This is a genomic window from Microbacterium sp. STF-2 (genome assembly GCF_034650155.1).
Taxonomy (GTDB): domain Bacteria; phylum Actinomycetota; class Actinomycetes; order Actinomycetales; family Microbacteriaceae; genus Microbacterium; species Microbacterium maritypicum_A.
In genome coordinates this window covers 1,501,025-1,518,308 of sequence record NZ_JARKMW010000001.1, presented here as the reverse complement: position 1 = coordinate 1,518,308, position 17,284 = coordinate 1,501,025, and the positions used below count along the sequence as shown (strand labels likewise).

The following is a 17,284-nucleotide window of genomic DNA, read 5'->3' as shown; positions in this document are numbered from 1 at the left end:
AGCTCCGACGACGGCGCCGGAGCGCACGATTCGCGAGGTCGATTCCTTCACATTCGGGTGACGTCTGCACGTGATCGGGGAGGAGATGCGGCATGCTTATGGGGATGGTCATCGATGGGTTCGACGTTCCCGAGGACGGAGCGACGCAGGATGCTGTCGCCGACCTCCTCGTCCGCGTCGCCTCCGGTGATCAGGCTGCCTTCGCGACGCTCTATGACACGCTGTCCTCCCGCGTGTTCGGCCTCATCCTCCGCGTCCTTATCAATCGCGCGCAGAGCGAAGAGGTGCTCCAGGAGGTTTTTCTCGAGATCTGGCAATCCGCTTCCCGCTTCGCTCCGAACAGAGGTCAGGGACGAGCGTGGGTCATGACGATCGCTCATCGCCGGGCCGTCGACCGAGTGCGGGCATCGCAATCGAGCGCGGACCGGGACGTACGAGCAGGATTCAAGGACATCGGCGTCGCGCACGACAGTGTCGCGGAGCAGGTCGAATTGGGGATCGAGGGAGGGAAGGTCGTCGAGGCGCTTTCGGGGCTTCCGGAAGCTCAGCGCGAAGCACTCGTCCTCGCGTATTACGGCGGTTACAGTCAGAACGAGATCGCGGCCCTCGTGGGGGCGCCGCTGGGGACAATCAAGACACGGATGCGAGACGGGCTCAGCCGTCTGCGTACGGCGATGGGGGTGACGGCATGAACGAGAAGGACTTCGAGGAACTCGCGGCAGGTGCCGCGCTGCACTCGCTCTCCGCTGACGACGAGCGTCGATACCGTTCAGCCCTCGCGGAGCACCCGGAATGGGAGGACACGGTGGATGCGGATATCGCGACGGCCGCGTCGCTCGCAGACCCTGTCGAGCCCGTCGCCGCTCCCGCACACATCCGATCCGCGCTGCTCGCGCAGATCGCGGACATGCCCCAGAACGGTGGATCGCGGACCGACACCGACGTCTCGTCATCGCACGAGGAACGTCCCGCAGTCGTCGCCGTGTCCCACACCGAGCCTCAGCCCGAGCCGAAGAAGCAGCGTCGCTGGACCCGCACCGTCTTCGCCCTGGCGGCGTGCCTCGCCGTGCTGGTGGGCGTCGGCATCGGCGCGGTCGCCCTCAATCAGCAGCTGAACCCGCCCGCGAGTGTCATCGCGCTGCAGGAGATCGAAGCAGCCGACGACGCCCAGCAGGCGACGGTGACGCTCGACGACGGAGGAAGCGCGACAGCGCACTGGTCGGCTTCCACCGGCAAGGCCGTGCTCGTGGCCGACGGTCTCCCGAGTGCGGGTGAAGGCCAGACGTATGAGCTGTGGTTCGTGCGCGGTGACGCTCCCGTCTCCGCCGGAGTGTTCGATGTGGACGGTGGTGACGCCACCGCCCTCCTCGCCGGTGATATGCAGGCGGGTGACGCGATCGCGGTGACCGTGGAGCAGGCCGGCGGATCTCCGTCGGGCCAGCCGACGACCGATCCGGTGATCGTCATCCCCACGGCGTGAGCCGCACTGATCGCGCGTACCCTGGAGGGATGCCCGAGCAGTATCATCGCCCCGTGCGCCGCCCGACGAGCGCCTTCGACAACATCGTCGGCGCACACGACCCCGCCGAGGAGACGCGTATCGCGCATGCCACGGCATCCGCTCTGCTGACCCGCGTCCGCGCCGACGAGAGCGGAGCGAGCGCCGAGAGACTCGTCGCCTTCACCGCCGAACACGGAATCGACGAGATCGCGGAGCTGTGGTCGAAAGCACCCTCACGGACTCTCCCCGGCGCCCTGTGGCGCCTCTACGTGCTGCAGCTCGCGATCCACGGCGACCCGCAGACCGCGGCCCTCCTATACGACCGCGGGCGCGTCGAATTGCCGTCGGCGGATGCGGCGATCGCCGGTGCGCCGGTGCCGGCGAGTCCGGACGAGCTGGTCGCTCTGATCGACACGATCCTGCGGGGGGCATTCCGTGGTGACTTCGCCGTGGCGCTCGACCGCGCCGCGGCCTTCTGCCGAGTGCAGGCCTCCGGGGCGACGCACACGGCTGACGACTACGAACCGACCGAGCCCGCACGATCCAGCGAACTGACCACGCGAGCGCTGCGACTGAGCAGTTACGGACAGGATCTGGCCGCAGCCGCCGTGCTGTGGCGGATGGATGCGCTCGCCTGACGAGCATCGGGTGGCCCGACGGGAAGGCGATCCGGATGCGCGAAACCGCTCCGGGCAAGAAAAGACCGGGCCGCAAGAACGCCTCTCGGCGGAAGGCCGCTCGCAGCGGCAAAAATTGGAGCCCGGGGTTATGCGGCCCGGCCACTCCATTGTAACGCGATGCGGCGGACGGTATTCCCGCCCTCTAGGCTCGGATCATGACCGGGCGCTTCGCACTCATGATCGATCCCGTCGCCGCCGACGAACAGCGCAGCGACTTCTCCGAGACCTTCACGCAGGTGGACGCCGCCGCCCCCGCGCTCAGTGTGGGGGAGCTGAGCACACAGCGCGGTGACGGGGTGTTCGAGTCGATCGGCGTGATCGACGGGCACGCGCAGGAGGTCGTCCCGCACCTGGAACGCCTCGCCCACTCGGCACGGCTGTGCGACCTTCCGGTCCCGAATCTCATGCAATGGCGGCAGGCGGTCGATCAGGCGGCTGCACAGCTCGGAGCGGGCGAGTCCGTCATCAAGCTCATCCTCAGCCGGGGAGTCGAGCACGGGCCCACCCCGACGGCATGGGTGACCGCGGCCCCGGCCTCCGACTTCTCCGCTGTGCGAGAGCATGGTGTGCGCGTCGTGACGCTCGACCGCGGGTACGACCTGGGCGCAGCGGAGCGGGCTCCGTGGCTGCTGCTGGGAGCGAAGACGCTGTCGTACGCCGTGAACATGGCGGCCCTGCGCGAGGCGCACCGGCGTGGTGCGGACGATGCGATCTTCCTCTCGAGCGACGGCTTCGTGCTGGAGGCTCCGACGGCTTCCCTGATTCTCCGCTTCGGCGACCGTTTCGTGACGCCGGCTCCGACGGGTGGCATCCTGCACGGTACGACGCAGCTCAGCGTGTACGAGCACCTCGCCGCCCAGGGTTTCGACGTCGGGTACGACCGCATCCCGGCAACCGACCTTCCGCAGGCGGACGCCGCGTGGCTCGTGTCGAGCGTGCGCCTCGCCGCGGCGATCACCGCCGTCGATGGCGTCTCCCTTCCGGTCGACCGCACGCTCACGGCCGCGCTGAACCGCTACCTGCTCTCGCCGCGCGACTGATCCCAGCCGCCCACCCATTCCACTCCCGCCCGCCTGCCCTCCCGCCTGCCAAAACGGAGGGCGCCCGTCGGCGGCACGGCGCGTCTGGCCGCGACACGCCCCGGCTCTCGCTCCTGATCTCCGTTTTGGCGAGTGCCGACCAGGGCTGAGGCTGGCGAGTGCAGACGAGGGCGAGGGTTCGCGGAGTCATCACACCGGCGCGAGGTGAGCCCTGCGTGCGACAGCGCCGCGGATCGCGGCCTCGACGAGAGGCCAGTCGTCGACGATCAGCTCATACGTGAATCGCAGAGTCGTGTATCCGGCGGCCGCAGCAGCTACGTCACGCCGCAGATCTTTGCTCCGCTCCTTCTCCCTGGCATGGTTCTCACGGCCATCGGCCTCGACGATCAGGAAGTCGCCGATGACGATGTCGACCTCCCCGACACCGGAGACGGGCACCTGGGTCCTGACCGCGATCCCGATCCGGTGCAGCCGAAGCCGGATGAGTGACTCGAGTCCGCTGTCGGCATCTGCACGAGCGAACGCGACGAGCCACCGCATCGACGTCGGAAGATGGCGGCGAAGCCAGTTCAGCCCCGCGGGGGAGAGCAGTGATCGACGCAAGGCCGATTCGAGCGCGGCGAAGAACGTGTCCTCGCCACAGCACCCCGCGATCTGAAGGAGCGCATTCGGGACAGGGGCAGCCTCGCCGACGCGCGCACGACCCTCATCCCAGTGCAGCACGCAGGCGTCGCACGTCGATCGTGGAGTTCCCGCGGCTCCCATCCAGACGTGATTCGACGAAGGAAGACGGAGCACCCAGAGCCCCTGCTCCGCTGCAGCTTGCGCACAGCCGATCGTGCCGCCGTGAGACGCCGCATGCACCCAGGCCTCCGTGGCGTCGGGGAGCGCATAGACGCCCTGGCGAGGTCGCAGCACTTCGCCGGAACGCACCGCGCGCGAGAGCTCGTCGCGGCTCACTCCCCGTCGTCGAAGCTCCGACGTCCGTGCCATCCGCCCGAGCGCACTCAGCACAGAAGCGGCGCGCACGAAGGACATCGCCTGATACTGCCCTGAGCGCGCCGTCGGTCGAGGCCGAAACCGTACGAGCTATGGACAACACGCGGCACCCCGCGACCGTGCAGGAGAAGTGCGCCTCGTTCGGGGAGGCCAAGACCCAGACCGCCGAACGACCGGACGGCGTGTCAACAGGTGACACGCCGTCGGCGACTCAAGTGATCTGGGTTTTGGCGATGAAGCAGCAGGGGTGCAGCAGCAGGGACCTAGCGCTCAACCGAAGCGGCCGGAGACGTAGTCCTCGGTGGCCTGCACCGACGGTGTGGTGAAGATCGAGGTCGTGTCGTCGTATTCGATCAGCTTTCCGGGCTTGCCGGTGCCCGCGATGTTGAAGAACGCGGTCTTGTCCGACACGCGGCTCGCCTGCTGCATGTTGTGCGTCACGATCACGATCGTGAACTCGTTCTTCAGCTCGCCGATCAGTTCCTCGATCGCGTACGTCGAGATGGGGTCGAGAGCCGAGCAGGGCTCGTCCATCAGCAGCACCTGCGGCGAGACGGCGATCGCACGGGCGATGCACAGACGCTGCTGCTGACCGCCGGAGAGGCCGGAACCGGGCTTGTCGAGGCGGTCCTTGACCTCGTTCCACAGATTCGCACCGGTGAGCGACTTCTCGACCAGGGCATCCTGATCGCTCTTCGACATGCGGCTGTTGTTGAGCTTCACGCCGGCGAGGACGTTCTCCTTGATCGACATCGTGGGGAACGGATTCGGACGCTGGAAGACCATGCCCACCTGGCGCCGGACGAGCACCGGGTCGATGCCGGGGCCGTAGAGGTCCTTGCCGTCGAGCAGCACCTCGCCCTCGACGCGGGCACCGGGGATGACCTCGTGCATGCGGTTGAGCGTGCGCAGGAAGGTGGACTTGCCGCAGCCGGAGGGGCCGATGAACGCGGTGACGCTGCGCGGCTGGATGTCGAGGGAGACGCCCTCCACGGCGAGGAAGTCGCCGTAGTAGACGTTCAGGTCGTTGACTTCAATGCTCTTGGACACTGCAGTTCCTTGCTTGTCGGGTCGAGGCTCAGCGGCCGGTCTTGGGTGCGAAGATCTTCGCGACGAGGCGCGCGATCAGGTTGAGCAGCATGACGATGATGATGAGCGTCAGGGCTGCGGCCCAGGCCCGCTCCACGTATGCCTCAGCGGGGATGCCCTGGTACGCGTACTGCGAGTACGTGAACACCGGGAGCGTCTGCATGCGTCCGCTGAACAGGTTGTAGTTCATCGCGTCGGTGAAGCCGGCCGTCAGCAGGAGGGGCGCGGTCTCGCCGATCACGCGCGAGATGGCGAGCATGACACCCGTGGTGATGCCGGCGATCGAGGTCGGGAGGACCACCTTGACGATCGTGAGCCATTTCGGCACCCCGAGCGCGTACGACGCTTCGCGCAGCTCGTTCGGCACCAGTCGCAGCATCTCCTCGGTGGAGCGCACGACGACGGGGATCATGAGCACGGCCAACGCGACCGAGCCCGCGATGCCCATGCGCACGCCGGGTCCGAAGATCAGCGCGAAGACGGCGTAGGCGAACAGACCGGCGACGATCGACGGGATTCCCGTCATGACATCGACGAGGAAGGTGATGGTGCGAGCCATCCGGCCGCCCTTGCCGTATTCGACGAGGTAGACGGCCGTCATCAGACCGATCGGGATCGAGATGATCGCGGCGGCGAGGGTGACCAGGAGCGTGCCGATGATGGCGTGCAGGGCGCCGCCGCCTTCACCGAGCACTCCCCGCATCGATGACGAGAAGAACAGTCCGTCGAAACGGGCGACGCCGTTGGCGACCACGGTGATCGCGACGGACACCAGCGGCACCATCGCGATGGCGAACGCCGAGGTCACGATTCCGGTGATCAGGCGGTCCAGCGCCTTCCTGGAGCCTTCGATGATGCGCGACATCACGTAGATGAGCACCAGGTAGATGACCGCGCCGAGAACGACGGAGCCGGCGATGTTGAGGTCGGATCCGCTGGCGAGGGCCTCGAGAGCGAAGGGCGTGAAGCCGATGAGGAGGGAGAGGGCGAGGAGCGCCCACGGCGACCAGCGGGGGAGGTGTCCCGAGCTGAGCGACAGCTGGGTGGGGGCCGCGCTCGCCGTGCGAGACGATTCAGGGGCGGTAACGGTCATGTCAGTTCGCTCCCGAGAATTCCTTGCGGCGGTTCACGAACCAGCGTGCGAGAGCGTTCACCGCGAACGTCACGACGAACAGGATCAGACCGGTCGCGATGAGGATGTTGATGTTGACCTGGTACGCCTCGGGGAACGTCAGCGCGATGTTCGCTGCGATCGTGGAGGGGTTCGTGGAGGTGAGCAGTTCGAAGGTGACGGCCTTGCTCACCGAGAGCACCATCGCGACGGCCATGGTCTCGCCGAGCGCACGGCCGAGGCCGAGCATGGAGGCGGAGACGATGCCGGAACGGCCGAAGGGAAGAACGGCCATCCGCACCATCTCCCAGCGGGTGGCGCCGAGGGCGAGGGCGGCCTCCTCGTGAAGGCGAGGGGTCTGCAGGAAGATCTCGCGGCAGATGGCCGTGATGATCGGGACGACCATGACGGCGAGCACCATCGCGGCGGTCAGGATCGTCCGTCCGGTAGGGGAGACGACGCCGTCGAAGAACGGGATCCAGGAGGCGTTCGTGTTCAGCCAGACGTAGATGGGCTGCACAGCGGGAGCCAGGACGAGGATTCCCCAGAGGCCGAACACGACCGAGGGGACGGCGGCCAGCAGGTCGACCACGTAGCCCAGGCCCTGAGCGAGCCGCCGCGGTGCGTAGTGCGTGATGAACAGGGCGACGCCGAGCGAGAGCGGCACGGCGAGCAGGAGGGCCAGGAAGGCGGCCCAGACCGTGCCGAACAGGAGTGGGCCGACGTAGTCCCAGAAGTTCGTCTTGAGGAGCGAGGCATCCTCGGCTGTCGCGGTGAAGGCCGGAATGGACTGCACGATGAGGAAGATCGCGACCGCGGCCAGCGTGATCATGATCATGGATCCGGCGGCGACCGCCGTTCCGGAGAACCAGAGGTCACCGGCGCGCTTCTTCGCGACGATGCGCGTCGACGCCGGCGAGGTCGTGGCTGTCATGGGAGCTGCTTCCTGCTCAGTGGAGATCGGGTGTCTGACGCGAGCAGACGGTCTCCGGGATGCCGCGCGGCATCCCGGAGACCGTCACTGGCTCACTTGATGAGGTCGATCGCAGCCTGAGCCTGCGTGCGCAGGTCGTCCGAGATCGGGGCGCTGCCGGCGTTGGTCGCGGCGGCGTCCTGGCCCTCGGCGCTGATCGCGGTGGTGAAGAACGCCTTGGTCAACGCGGCGACGTTCTCGTCCTCGTACTCGGCGCAGCCGATGAGGTAGCTGACGAGGAGCACGGGGTACGCGCCGTCGGCGGTGGTGGTGCGGTCGATCGCGAAGGCGAGGTCGCCGTCGGTGCGGCCTTCCTCGATCTTCGAGGCGTCGAGCGTGGCGGCGGCACCTTCGGCCGAGTGCGGTACGAACTTGTCGCCGACCTTGACGTTGACCGACGCGAAGTCGGCGGCCTGCGAGGAGTCGATGTAGCCGATGAGGCCCTGTCCACCCTTGACGGCGTTGGCGACGCCCGAGGTCTTCTCGGCGGACTCTCCGGCGAGGTCGGCCGGCCACTCCTCGACGCTGCCCGCGGTCCACACGTCACCGGCGGTCTGCGCCAGGTAGTCGGTGAAGTTGCCCGTGGTGCCCGACTTGTCGGAGCGGTGGACGGGCGTGATGGCGAGATCGGGGAGCTTGGCGTCGGGGTTGTCCTTGGCGATCGCCGGGTCGTTCCAGTTGGTGATCTTGCCGGCGAAGATCGACGCGATGGTCTCGGGGTCGAGGTTCAGCTCGTCCACGCCGTCGAGCGAGAAGACGATGGCGATCGGCGAGATGTATGCGGGGATCTCGATGAGGTCGGAGCCGTCGACGCACGCGCCGAAGCCGCCGGCCGAGATCTCGTCGGTCTTGAACGCGCGGTCCGAGCCGGCGAAGTTGACCGCGCCCTGCTGGAAGGACTCGCGGCCACCGCCCGAGCCCTGCGGGTCGTACTCGACCTGGGCGTCGGGGTTGGTCTTCTGGAACTCGGCGGTCCATGCCTGGATGGCGACCTGCTGCGAGGAGGCGCCCGCGCCGACCAGGGAACCGCTGACGGTGGCGGTGCTGGAGGTGGGCTCGTCGGTGGAACCGGTGCCTGCTTCGTTCGCGGCACAGCCGGCGAGTGCGAGGGCGGCGACGGCGCCGATGGCGCCGATTCGTGCGATTCGGGAGATCTTCACTGTGGATCCTTCGATCTGGAATGGGTGGGGCCCGGTGCAGGGCACACAGTGACGCTATGGGCGACGGTTAACGAGACTCTCCCGAGCAGGTGAACGGCAGGTGAACGACGGGCGACTCTCTGGGGTGCTCCCGCGAGAAATCAGGGGACGTCAGACCTTGGGAATGTGCGTCTCGATCGCGATGATCCCGGATCCGGGGTTCGTGGCCGACAGGTGCACGACCGAGAACGCGGCCGGCTCGAGGTCTGCGGCACTGCTGAGATACGACCCCTGGATGGTGCCTGTGGCCAGGGCGATCTCGGAGAGCAGACCCGGAAGCACCGGCCCGTGGCTGCACAGCACCGCAGGCTTGCCGGCGCGGATGCGGCGACCGACGACCGCGCGCAGATCGGACTCGCCGTCCTCCCAAGCGTCCTGGCTGATCTTCTCCGTCTTCACGGGCTTGCGATCGAGTGCGCGAGCGAGAGGAGTGATCGTCTCCACGCACCGCACCGCGTCGCTCGTCACGATCCTGCGCACGCCGAAAGCGCGCAGCGGTCCCACGATCGACTTCGCCTGCTTCCGCCCGCGGTCGGTGAGTGGCCGTGAGGCATCCGACCCGTCCCACTCCGAGCGGGGCGTCGCCTTCGCATGCCGCAGGGCGATCACCGGGAAGGTGCGCAGCACACCGTCGTCGACGAGGTTGGAGAAGAAGTCGAGGATCTCGAGGTCGACGGGGTAGCTCAGGCGCGCTCTCGCCTTCTTCACGCTCACCCACTCGAGCGCAGCGATCTCCCGGTTGGGAACGAACGTCGACTCCCGGATCGCGGCGTCGGTCGCCTCTGCGGCCCAGTAGTGCACGACCTTCTGCTTCTGCGACGCCAGGTGATATCGGCTCACACCGACCGAGACTCCGAGCGAGACCCGGATGCCGGTCTCCTCCTGCACCTCCCGCACGGCTGTCTCGGCGAGCATCTCCCCAGGATCGACCTTGCCCTTGGGAAGCGTGATGTCGCGGTACTTGGTGCGGTGTATCAGCAGGATGCGCAGCTTGCCCTCGACGAGGCGCCACACCACGGCTCCCGCCGCGTACACGGCCTTGTCCGTCCACTTCGAGTTCGTCGTGGTGCCGACCGGGAGCTGCAGCTGCCGCGTGTTCATCGGACCGCCCGCGCGCGACGGCGCCGCTGGATCAACCCCATGGTCTTGTCCTGCAGGTCGATCAGGGGCTTGCCCTCCGCGTCGACGGCGTGGCGCTCCCAAACCCCTCCTGCACCGAGATGCCACGAGGTCGTGCCGGCATCCATCGCCAGGTCGAAGAACGTTCCGAGGTCTTTGAGGTGGGCGGGGTCGGTGACGCGCACCAGGGCCTCCACCCGGCGGTCGAGGTTGCGGTGCATCATGTCGGCACTGCCGATGTACACCTGAGGATCGCCGCCGTTCTCGAAGGCGAAGATGCGCGAGTGCTCCAGGTATCGACCGAGGATGCTGCGCACCGTGATGTTGTCGCTGATCCCGTCGAGGTCGGTGCGGAGACTGCAGATACCGCGCACCCAGACGTCGACCTTCACACCCGCCGCGCTCGCACGGTAGAGCGCGTCGATGATCTCCTCGTCCACCATCGAGTTCACCTTGATGCGGATGTGCGCGGGAATCCCCGCCTCGGCGTTCTTCCGCTCGGCATCGATCTGGCGGACCAGGCCCTTGCGCAGGTGCAGGGGGGCGACCAGGAGGCGCTTGAACTTCTTCTCGATCGCGTAGCCGCTGAGCTCGTTGAAGAGTCGTGTCAGGTCCTTGCCGACCTGCGCGTCGGCGGTGAACAACCCGAAGTCCTCGTAGATACGGCTGGTCTTCGGGTTGTAGTTTCCGGTGCCGACATGGGAGTAGTGCTGCAGCTTGCCGTCTTCCTCGCGGATGACGAGAGCGAGCTTGCAGTGGGTCTTGAGCCCGACGAGGCCGTAGACCACGTGCACGCCGGCCTTCTCGAGCTTGCGCGCCCAGACGATGTTGTTCGCCTCGTCGAAGCGGGCCTTCACCTCGACGAGGGCCAGCACCTGCTTGCCCGCCTCCGCCGCGTCGATGAGCGCCTGCACGATGGGGCTGTCGCCGGAGGTGCGGTAGAGGGTCTGCTTGATGGCGAGCACGTGCGGGTCACGGGCCGCCTGCTCGAGGAACGCCTGCACGCTCGTGGTGAACGACTCGTACGGGTGGTGCACCAGCACGTCCGACTTGCGGATCGCCTTGAAGATGTCCGCCCGGTTGCTCGATCCCGCGGGCTGGAAGGCCACGGCGGTGGTCGGCAGGTGCGGCGGATACCGCAGGTCGGGGCGATCGATGCGGGACAGGTCGAACAGACCGCGCAGGTCGAGCGGCCCGGGAAGCCGGTAGACCTCGAGGTCGGTGATGTCGAGTTCGCGGACCAGCAGGTCCATCGTGACGTCATCCATGTCGTCGGTGATCTCGAGACGGATCGGCGGGCCGAAACGTCGACGCAGCAGCTCGGCCTCGAGCGCCTGGATGAGGTTCTCGCTCTCGTCCTCCTCGATCTCCACGTCCTCGTTGCGCGTCAGACGGAACGCGTGGTGGTCGAGCACCTCCATGCCGGGGAACAGATCGCCCAGATGATTGGCGATGAGCTCCTCCAAGCGCAGGAAGCGCTTGATCTCGCCGCCTCCCGGAACCTCGACGAAGCGCGGGAGCATGGGCGGCACCTTGAGCCGAGCGAACTCCTGCCGGCCGGTGCGGGCGTTGCGGATGCGGATCGCGAGGTTCAGCGACAGCCCCGAGATGTAGGGGAACGGATGCGCCGGATCCACGGCGAGCGGCATCAGCACAGGGAAGACCTGGGCTCCGAAGTACTCCGACAGCGCCGAGCGCTCGCCGTCCGTGAGCTCGGACCACTCGGTGATCTCCACGCCGGATTCGGCCAGAGCCGGACGCACGAGCGAGGTCCAGGCATCCGCGTGCCGCAGCTGCAGGGCATGCGCCTCGCGCGAGATGTCGGCGAGCGCGTCGACGGGGGAGCGGCCGATGTTCGTGGGCACCGCGAGACCGGTCATGATGCGGCGCTTGAGGCCCGCGACGCGCACCATGAAGAACTCGTCGAGGTTGCTCGCGAAGATCGCCAGGAAGTTGGCACGTTCGAGTTCGGGAAGCGAGGGATCCTCGGCGAGCTCGAGCACGCGCTGGTTGAAGGCGAGCCAGCTGAGCTCGCGATCCAGGTAGCGGTGGTCCGGGAGCTGGGAGTCGTAGGACTCGATGGCGTCGAAGTCGTCGTCTTCGGCGTCACCCAGCCCGGCGTCGGCGAGTGCGGGATCGATCATGGGGTACATCTAAGCACCGAGAGGTGACGCCCGTGTGAACGGAGTCGATCGTCAGCCCGCGCTGGCGAGGCCCTCATCCTCGTTGACGTTGAAGCGATAGCCGACGTTGCGCACGGTGCCGATGATCTGCTCCTGGTCGCCGAGCTTCGCCCTGAGCCGTCGCACATGCACGTCGACCGTGCGGGTGCCCCCGAAATAGTCGTACCCCCAGACCTCGCTGAGCAACTGCTCGCGGGTGAACACGCGAGCGGGGTGCGTCGCCAGGAAGTGCAGAAGCTGGAACTCCTTGTAGGTGAGATCCAGAGGCCTTCCGCGCAGTTTGGCGGAGTAGGACTGCTCATCGATCGTGACGCCGGATGCCTGCACGCGCGCGGGCTCGGCGACCTCGTCGCGTCGGGCGAGGGCGAGACGGAGTCGGGCGTCGATCTCCGCGGGCCCCGCCGTGGAGAGCAGGACATCGTCGATGCCCCAGTCTCCCGACAGCGCGCTCATCCCGCCTTCCGTGACGACGAGGAGCAGCGGCGCATCCTGCCCGGCGGTTCGCAGCAGGCGGCACAGCGACTTCGCGGCGACCAGGTCGTGACGGCCATCGACGATCACGACGTCGTACTCGGGGGCGTTGACCAGCTGCGAGGGCTCTGCGGGTATCTGGCGCGCGCGGTGGCTCAGCAGCTCGAGCGCGGGGAGCACCTGCTCGGAGAGCGGAGCGTTGGTCAGAACCAGCACCTGGGCCACGCGCACTCCTCACAGACGCGGATCGACGTCGTGCCGCCATGATACCGGGAGCGATGCGCAACAATGGAGACATGACGGATCCCGCACTCGCACCGCGCAACGCGTTCGTCGGTGTGCTCGTCGTCTGGGCCACCGCGTTCCTCGCCACCGTCGCCATCGGCATCTTCGTGCCGGAGGAATGGCGCGTGCCCTGGCTGCTGGTCGGGTTCGGCGGCGTCGTGCTCCTGTCCTTCGCCGTGCAGCTCTGGTACGGGCGTACGCAGGGTTTCATCTTCCGGGTGGCGGGGAGCGTGATCGGCGGTCTGCTGCTGATGGGCATCATCTCGGTCGGATTCGGTCTCGCGGCACTGATCCCGTCCTGACACCGGCGCGGCGCGGTAAGGTGGAGCACATGGACCTCATGGCGCTCGAAATCTTCTTCATCGGCCTGCTGGGCCTCGCGAGCCTCGCTATCGTCTTCGTCTCGGCAGTGGTGCTGCGCAACCTCTTCCGCGGCCAGCGCTGACGCGACGATGCTCGAACTGCCCGTCGACCTTCCGGCCGATCTCGTCCCGTTCGCGTGGCTGATCGGCGTCTGGGAGGGAACAGGTGTCATCGACTACCCGGTGGGCGAAGACCGCCTGCAGGGCGAGTTCACGCACCGGATCAGCTTCAGCCATGACGGGGGTCCGTTCCTGAACTACTCCGGCACGGCCACGTTCCTCACGGAAGAGGGCGCCCCCGCCGCGGCGTTGCTGGCCGAGACAGGCTTCTGGCGTCTGGCGCGCCCGGCCACGGCCGCGGATCCCGGTCCCGCGCTGCTGCCTCCGACCGCGCCCGCCGTCGCACGCACGGTCGACGACGTGGAGGAGCTGCGCGCGCCGAGCGGCGGATTCCCCATCGAGGTCTCGCTCGCGCACGCCGACGGCGCCCTCGAGCTGTACATCGGCGAGATCAACGGTCCGCGCATCGACATCGGATCGGACGCCGTCGTGCGCAGTGCCGGTGCGAAGGTGCACACGGCGTCTTCGCGCATGTACGGCCTCGTCGACGGTCACCTGCTGTGGGCGTGGGACATCGCCGCCCTCGGCACCCCGCTGCGCTCTCATGCGTCGGCGCGACTGGCCAAGGTCTGAGATGTCCGTCTTCGGCCGGATCGACGGGGCCGTCACCGACGGCGACCTGATCGCGCACTTCGGCGATGCGTTCCGTGAGCAGCGGCGTCTCGCCGACGGCGCGGCCCTCGCGCCGCTCGGCGACCGCACCGTGATCGAGGTCGCGGGTCCCGAACGGCTGAGCTGGCTCGATTCGATCACCTCGCAGGCCGTCGGACGGCTCGCCCCCGGTGAAAGCACCGAGCTTCTGGTTCTCGACCCGCAGGGCCGGGTGGAACACGCGGCCGGCGTCATCGACGACGGTGCATCCACATGGCTCATCGCGGATGCGGGAGACGCCGAGGCGCTCGCCGGCTGGCTGACGCGCATGAAGTTCCGCACCCAGGCCACCGTCGACATCCGCGCCGACCTCGTGCCGGTCGGGTTCATCGACGGCGGTGTCGTCGCTGCGGCGGCCACCGCCGCCGCAGCCTCGCCGCACGGCACCGCTCTCGTCTGGGCCGACCCGTGGCAGCGGATCAGCGTCGGCGGACACCAGTACTCCGAGGTCATCGAGCATCCGGCGGCCGACTATGCGTGGCGGGTGGCGATCCTGTCCGCGGACGGGGCTGAGGCCCTCGCCGCGTCCCTCGATCGGGAGGCGCTCGCCGGTCTCCTCGCCGCCGAGGCACTCCGCGTGGCTGCCTGGCGCCCGCGCTGGACGACAGAGGTCGACGAGCGTTCGCTGCCGCACGAGTCCGACTGGATCCGCAGCGCGGTGCACCTGAACAAGGGCTGCTACCGCGGACAGGAGACGGTCGCGAAGGTGCACAATCTCGGTCACCCGCCCCGCCGTCTGGCCGCCCTCCACCTCGATGGCAGCGATGCGGTGCTTCCCGAGCCGGGCGCGCCGGTGTACGCCGGCGACGATGAGGTCGGGCACCTGACCTCGGTCGCGCGTCACCACGAAGACGGTCCCATCGCTCTCGCGATCCTGTCGCGGCGCGCGCCGGTCGGGGATCTGGTGGTGCGTGCGGACGGCATCGACATCGCCGCCTCTCAGCAGGTGATCGTGCCGGCTGACGCGGGGGCCACCGCAGACATCCCGCGCCTCACCCGTCTGTCTCGCCGACCCACGGCACCGGACCCGCGCGATTCCATCTCCGGCGCCGGAAGCTGAACTCAGGCGGGGAGCGGGGCGACCGCGGACCAGGGCAGCGTCAGCTCGCCCAGGCGCCACCGAGTGCGTCCGCCGAGCACAGGCCATCCCTGGTCCCGGAGTGCGCCCACGGCGGCGAGGAAGCGCTGCGTGGCGCCGAACGTCGAAAGCGGAGCCGCGCGGTCCCACTCCCGATCGAGATCGACGAGCAGGGAATGGATGCGCTCGCCCGGGACGTTGCGGTGGATCAGCGCCTTCGGCAGACGCTCGGCGACGATGCTCGGTCGCTCCAGATCGGCGAGACGCAGGGAGATCGTGAAGCGCAGCGGCGCAGCGTGCGCATCCACGTCGATCCAGCTCGACACCCGGCCGATCTCGTCACAGGTCCCCTCGAACAGCAGGCCGTCAGGGGCCAGGCGGGAAGCCATCAGGGACCAGGCATTCGCGACGTCCTGCTCGTCATACTGCCGCAGCACGTTCATGGCGCGGATCACCGCGGCCGTGCGTCCCTCGGGGAGCGGAACCTCGAAGCCGCCGCGCGCGAAGGAGACGGGCAGATCGGGAGCGAACGGCGTCCGCCCTGCACGCACCTCGGCGAGCTGCGCGTCGGCCGTCGCGACGCGGGCGGGGTCGATCTCCAGGCCGCGCACCTCGACGTCGTCGCGCACCCGGACCAGGCGGGTCGCGAGCTCGAAGGCGGTGACGCCGCTGGCGCCGTAGCCGAGGTCGACGACCAGCGGATCGGATGCCCGCCGCAACGCGGCGCTCGCCGCGATCCAGCGATCGTTGCGTCGCAGTCGGTTGGTCCCCGTGGTGCCGCGGGTCGGCCGACCGAGGGGAGATGACGCCATGTCTCCATCCTCCCAGCATCCGAATCGGGTGCCGTGCCCCGGGCGGATAAACTGACGGCATGACTGCGACGCGCACCCTCATCCTGCTCCGCCACGGCCGGAGCGAGTGGAACGAACTGAACCTGTTCACCGGTTGGGTGGACGTCCGCCTCAACGCGCAGGGCGAGAAGGAGGCCCGCCGCGGTGGTGAGCTGCTGGCCGAGTCCGGCATCCTCCCCGACGTGCTGCACACCTCGCTGCTGAGCCGCGCCATCCAGACCGCGAACATCGCGCTCGATGCCGCCGACCGGCTGTGGATCCCGGTGACCCGCTCCTGGCGCCTCAACGAGCGCCACTACGGCGCGCTCCAGGGCAAGGACAAGGCGCAGACGCTCGAGGAGTTCGGTCCCGAGCAGTTCCAGCTGTGGCGCCGCTCGTTCGACGTGCCGCCGCCCGTGCTCGACGACGAGAGCGAGTTCAGCCAGGTGAACGACGTCCGCTACGCGGGGATCGATGGCGAAGTGCCGCGCACCGAGTCGCTCAAGCTCGTCATCGACCGTCTGCTGCCGTACTGGGAGAGCGCGATCGTCCCCGACCTCGAAGCCGGCAAGACCGTGCTCGTCACAGCGCACGGCAACTCGCTGCGTGGTCTCGTGAAGCACCTCGAGGGCATCAGCGACGACGACATCGCCGAGCTGAACATCCCGACCGGCATCCCGCTGGTGTACGAGCTGGACGAGAACAACGTCCCCACCGGACCCGGCCGCTACCTCGATCCCGAGGCCGCCGCCGCCGGTGCCGCCGCCGTCGCGGCGCAGGGCAAGAAGTAAGAGCTTCCGCTCGAAACGCCGAAGCCCCCGATGCACATGCATCGGGGGCTTCGGCGTTTCTCGATGTGCGGGTCAGGCGTGGCCGAACTCCTGCTGGCCCAGCTCCTGCTGCTCGACGGCGAGGGGGATGTCCTCCTCCTCGACGGCCCAATCGCCCGTGGCGAGGTAGACGACCTTCTTCGCGACGGCCACCGCGTGGTCCGCGAAGCGCTCGTGGTAGCGGCTGGCGAGCGTGGCATCGACGGTCGCCGTGGCCTCGCCCTTCCAGTTGTCGCTGAGCACCTTCTCGAAGACGGTGGCGTGCAGCTCGTCGACGTCGTCGTCCGCGTTGCGGATGGCGTCGGCGAAGCGCAGGTCCTGGGTGCGCAGCAGCTCGGAGAGCGTGCGGGCGACCTCGACGTCGAGCTCGCCCATCTTCACGAAGGTGCCCTTGAGGCCCTTCGGGATGGCGCGCTCGGGGAAGCGGAGACGGGCGAGCTGGGCGATGTGCTCCGACATGTCGCCCATGCGCTCGAGCGAGGCGCTCACGCGCAGAGCCGTGACCACGATGCGCAGGTCGCGGGCGACCGGCTGCTGGCGGGCGAGGATCTCGATGGCCTGCTCGTCGAGGGCGACGGCCAGCTCGTCGATCTTCGCGTCGTCGGCGATGACCTCCTCGGCCAGGGCCACGTCGCTCGTCGCGAACGCCCTGGTGGCCTTGTCGATCGAGACCGTGACGAGGTCGGCGATCTCGACGAGACGATTCTGAAGGTCCTCGAGGGACTGGTGGAAGACTTCGCGCATGTTGGGGCGCAACCTTTCA

Annotated in this window: 18 protein-coding genes; 8 read left to right on the top strand and 10 right to left on the bottom strand. The window is 68.2% G+C overall.

Features of this window, described 5'->3' with window-relative positions:
- Positions 1-92 precede the first annotated feature (92 nt).
- The 4 genes from sigK (at position 93) to MicroSTF_RS07175 (ending at position 3,221) form a co-directional block, all read left to right on the top strand.
- The gene (sigK, locus tag MicroSTF_RS07190) at positions 93-692 is read left to right on the top strand and encodes an ECF RNA polymerase sigma factor SigK (RefSeq protein ID WP_029258697.1); all 600 of its coding nucleotides are present in this window, start codon (positions 93-95) and stop codon (positions 690-692) included.
- Positions 689-1,480, top strand: coding sequence for an anti-sigma factor (locus MicroSTF_RS07185; RefSeq protein WP_322954501.1), 792 nt, complete (start codon positions 689-691; stop codon positions 1,478-1,480). The genes sigK and MicroSTF_RS07185 overlap by 4 nt, the downstream gene beginning before the upstream one ends.
- Before the next feature lie 29 nt (positions 1,481-1,509).
- Entirely contained in the window at positions 1,510-2,139 is a 630-nt protein-coding gene (locus MicroSTF_RS07180; RefSeq protein WP_167255722.1) for a DNA-directed RNA polymerase subunit beta, read from the top strand.
- A 197-nt stretch (positions 2,140-2,336) separates the two neighbouring features.
- Positions 2,337-3,221: an aminodeoxychorismate lyase gene (locus tag MicroSTF_RS07175; protein WP_021199105.1), complete on the top strand. Its 885-nt coding sequence runs from the start codon at positions 2,337-2,339 to the stop codon at positions 3,219-3,221.
- Between the two features lie 189 nt (positions 3,222-3,410).
- Here the strand turns inward: MicroSTF_RS07175 and MicroSTF_RS07170 are convergent, their stop codons facing one another.
- The 8 genes from MicroSTF_RS07170 to MicroSTF_RS07135 form a co-directional block, all read right to left on the bottom strand.
- Positions 3,411-4,259 carry a type IV toxin-antitoxin system AbiEi family antitoxin domain-containing protein gene (locus tag MicroSTF_RS07170; protein WP_322954499.1) on the bottom strand — a complete coding sequence of 283 codons (849 nt, stop codon included), beginning with the start codon at positions 4,257-4,259 and terminating at the stop codon, positions 3,411-3,413.
- A gap of 231 nt (positions 4,260-4,490) precedes the next feature.
- On the bottom strand, positions 4,491-5,270 hold the full coding sequence (gene pstB / locus MicroSTF_RS07165) for a phosphate ABC transporter ATP-binding protein PstB (RefSeq protein WP_017828973.1): 780 nt from the start codon (positions 5,268-5,270) through the stop codon (positions 4,491-4,493).
- Between the two features lie 28 nt (positions 5,271-5,298).
- Positions 5,299-6,402, bottom strand: coding sequence for a phosphate ABC transporter permease PstA (gene pstA / locus MicroSTF_RS07160; protein ID WP_029267231.1), 1,104 nt, complete (start codon positions 6,400-6,402; stop codon positions 5,299-5,301).
- A 1-nt stretch (position 6,403) separates the two neighbouring features.
- Positions 6,404-7,354: a phosphate ABC transporter permease subunit PstC gene (gene pstC, locus MicroSTF_RS07155; RefSeq protein WP_021199103.1), complete on the bottom strand. Its 951-nt coding sequence runs from the start codon at positions 7,352-7,354 to the stop codon at positions 6,404-6,406.
- A gap of 92 nt (positions 7,355-7,446) precedes the next feature.
- On the bottom strand, positions 7,447-8,553 hold the full coding sequence (pstS, locus tag MicroSTF_RS07150; RefSeq protein WP_322954495.1) for a phosphate ABC transporter substrate-binding protein PstS: 1,107 nt from the start codon (positions 8,551-8,553) through the stop codon (positions 7,447-7,449).
- A 150-nt stretch (positions 8,554-8,703) separates the two neighbouring features.
- Positions 8,704-9,693 (bottom strand): NUDIX hydrolase, encoded by a 990-nt coding sequence (locus MicroSTF_RS07145; RefSeq protein ID WP_051668074.1) that lies wholly within the window; start codon positions 9,691-9,693, stop codon positions 8,704-8,706.
- Positions 9,690-11,855 (bottom strand): RNA degradosome polyphosphate kinase, encoded by a 2,166-nt coding sequence (locus tag MicroSTF_RS07140; protein ID WP_322954494.1) that lies wholly within the window; start codon positions 11,853-11,855, stop codon positions 9,690-9,692. The genes MicroSTF_RS07145 and MicroSTF_RS07140 overlap by 4 nt, the downstream gene beginning before the upstream one ends.
- Positions 11,856-11,906: 51 nt before the next feature.
- Positions 11,907-12,590: a winged helix-turn-helix transcriptional regulator gene (locus MicroSTF_RS07135; RefSeq protein ID WP_021199099.1), complete on the bottom strand. Its 684-nt coding sequence runs from the start codon at positions 12,588-12,590 to the stop codon at positions 11,907-11,909.
- Positions 12,591-12,661: 71 nt separating this feature from the next.
- Between MicroSTF_RS07135 and MicroSTF_RS07130 the strand changes: the two genes are divergently transcribed.
- The 3 genes from MicroSTF_RS07130 (at position 12,662) to MicroSTF_RS07120 (ending at position 14,843) form a co-directional block, all read left to right on the top strand.
- Positions 12,662-12,952, top strand: a complete 291-nt coding sequence (locus MicroSTF_RS07130) for a hypothetical protein (protein ID WP_292765633.1) — start codon at positions 12,662-12,664, stop codon at positions 12,950-12,952.
- 150 nt (positions 12,953-13,102) lie between these two features.
- Positions 13,103-13,705 (top strand): FABP family protein, encoded by a 603-nt coding sequence (locus MicroSTF_RS07125; RefSeq protein ID WP_322954493.1) that lies wholly within the window; start codon positions 13,103-13,105, stop codon positions 13,703-13,705.
- 1 nt (position 13,706) lies between these two features.
- The gene (locus tag MicroSTF_RS07120) at positions 13,707-14,843 is read left to right on the top strand and encodes a YgfZ/GcvT domain-containing protein (RefSeq protein ID WP_322954492.1); all 1,137 of its coding nucleotides are present in this window, start codon (positions 13,707-13,709) and stop codon (positions 14,841-14,843) included.
- Between the two features lie 2 nt (positions 14,844-14,845).
- Here the strand turns inward: MicroSTF_RS07120 and MicroSTF_RS07115 are convergent, their stop codons facing one another.
- Positions 14,846-15,673, bottom strand: a complete 828-nt coding sequence (locus tag MicroSTF_RS07115) for a class I SAM-dependent methyltransferase (RefSeq protein ID WP_029267226.1) — start codon at positions 15,671-15,673, stop codon at positions 14,846-14,848.
- A 59-nt stretch (positions 15,674-15,732) separates the two neighbouring features.
- Here MicroSTF_RS07115 and MicroSTF_RS07110 point away from each other — a divergent pair, with 59 nt between their 5' ends.
- On the top strand, positions 15,733-16,482 hold the full coding sequence (locus tag MicroSTF_RS07110) for a phosphoglyceromutase (RefSeq protein ID WP_021199094.1): 750 nt from the start codon (positions 15,733-15,735) through the stop codon (positions 16,480-16,482).
- Between the two features lie 72 nt (positions 16,483-16,554).
- Here MicroSTF_RS07110 and phoU read toward each other — a convergent pair whose 3' ends face one another.
- Positions 16,555-17,265: a phosphate signaling complex protein PhoU gene (gene phoU / locus MicroSTF_RS07105; protein WP_021199093.1), complete on the bottom strand. Its 711-nt coding sequence runs from the start codon at positions 17,263-17,265 to the stop codon at positions 16,555-16,557.
- Positions 17,266-17,284 lie beyond the last annotated feature (19 nt).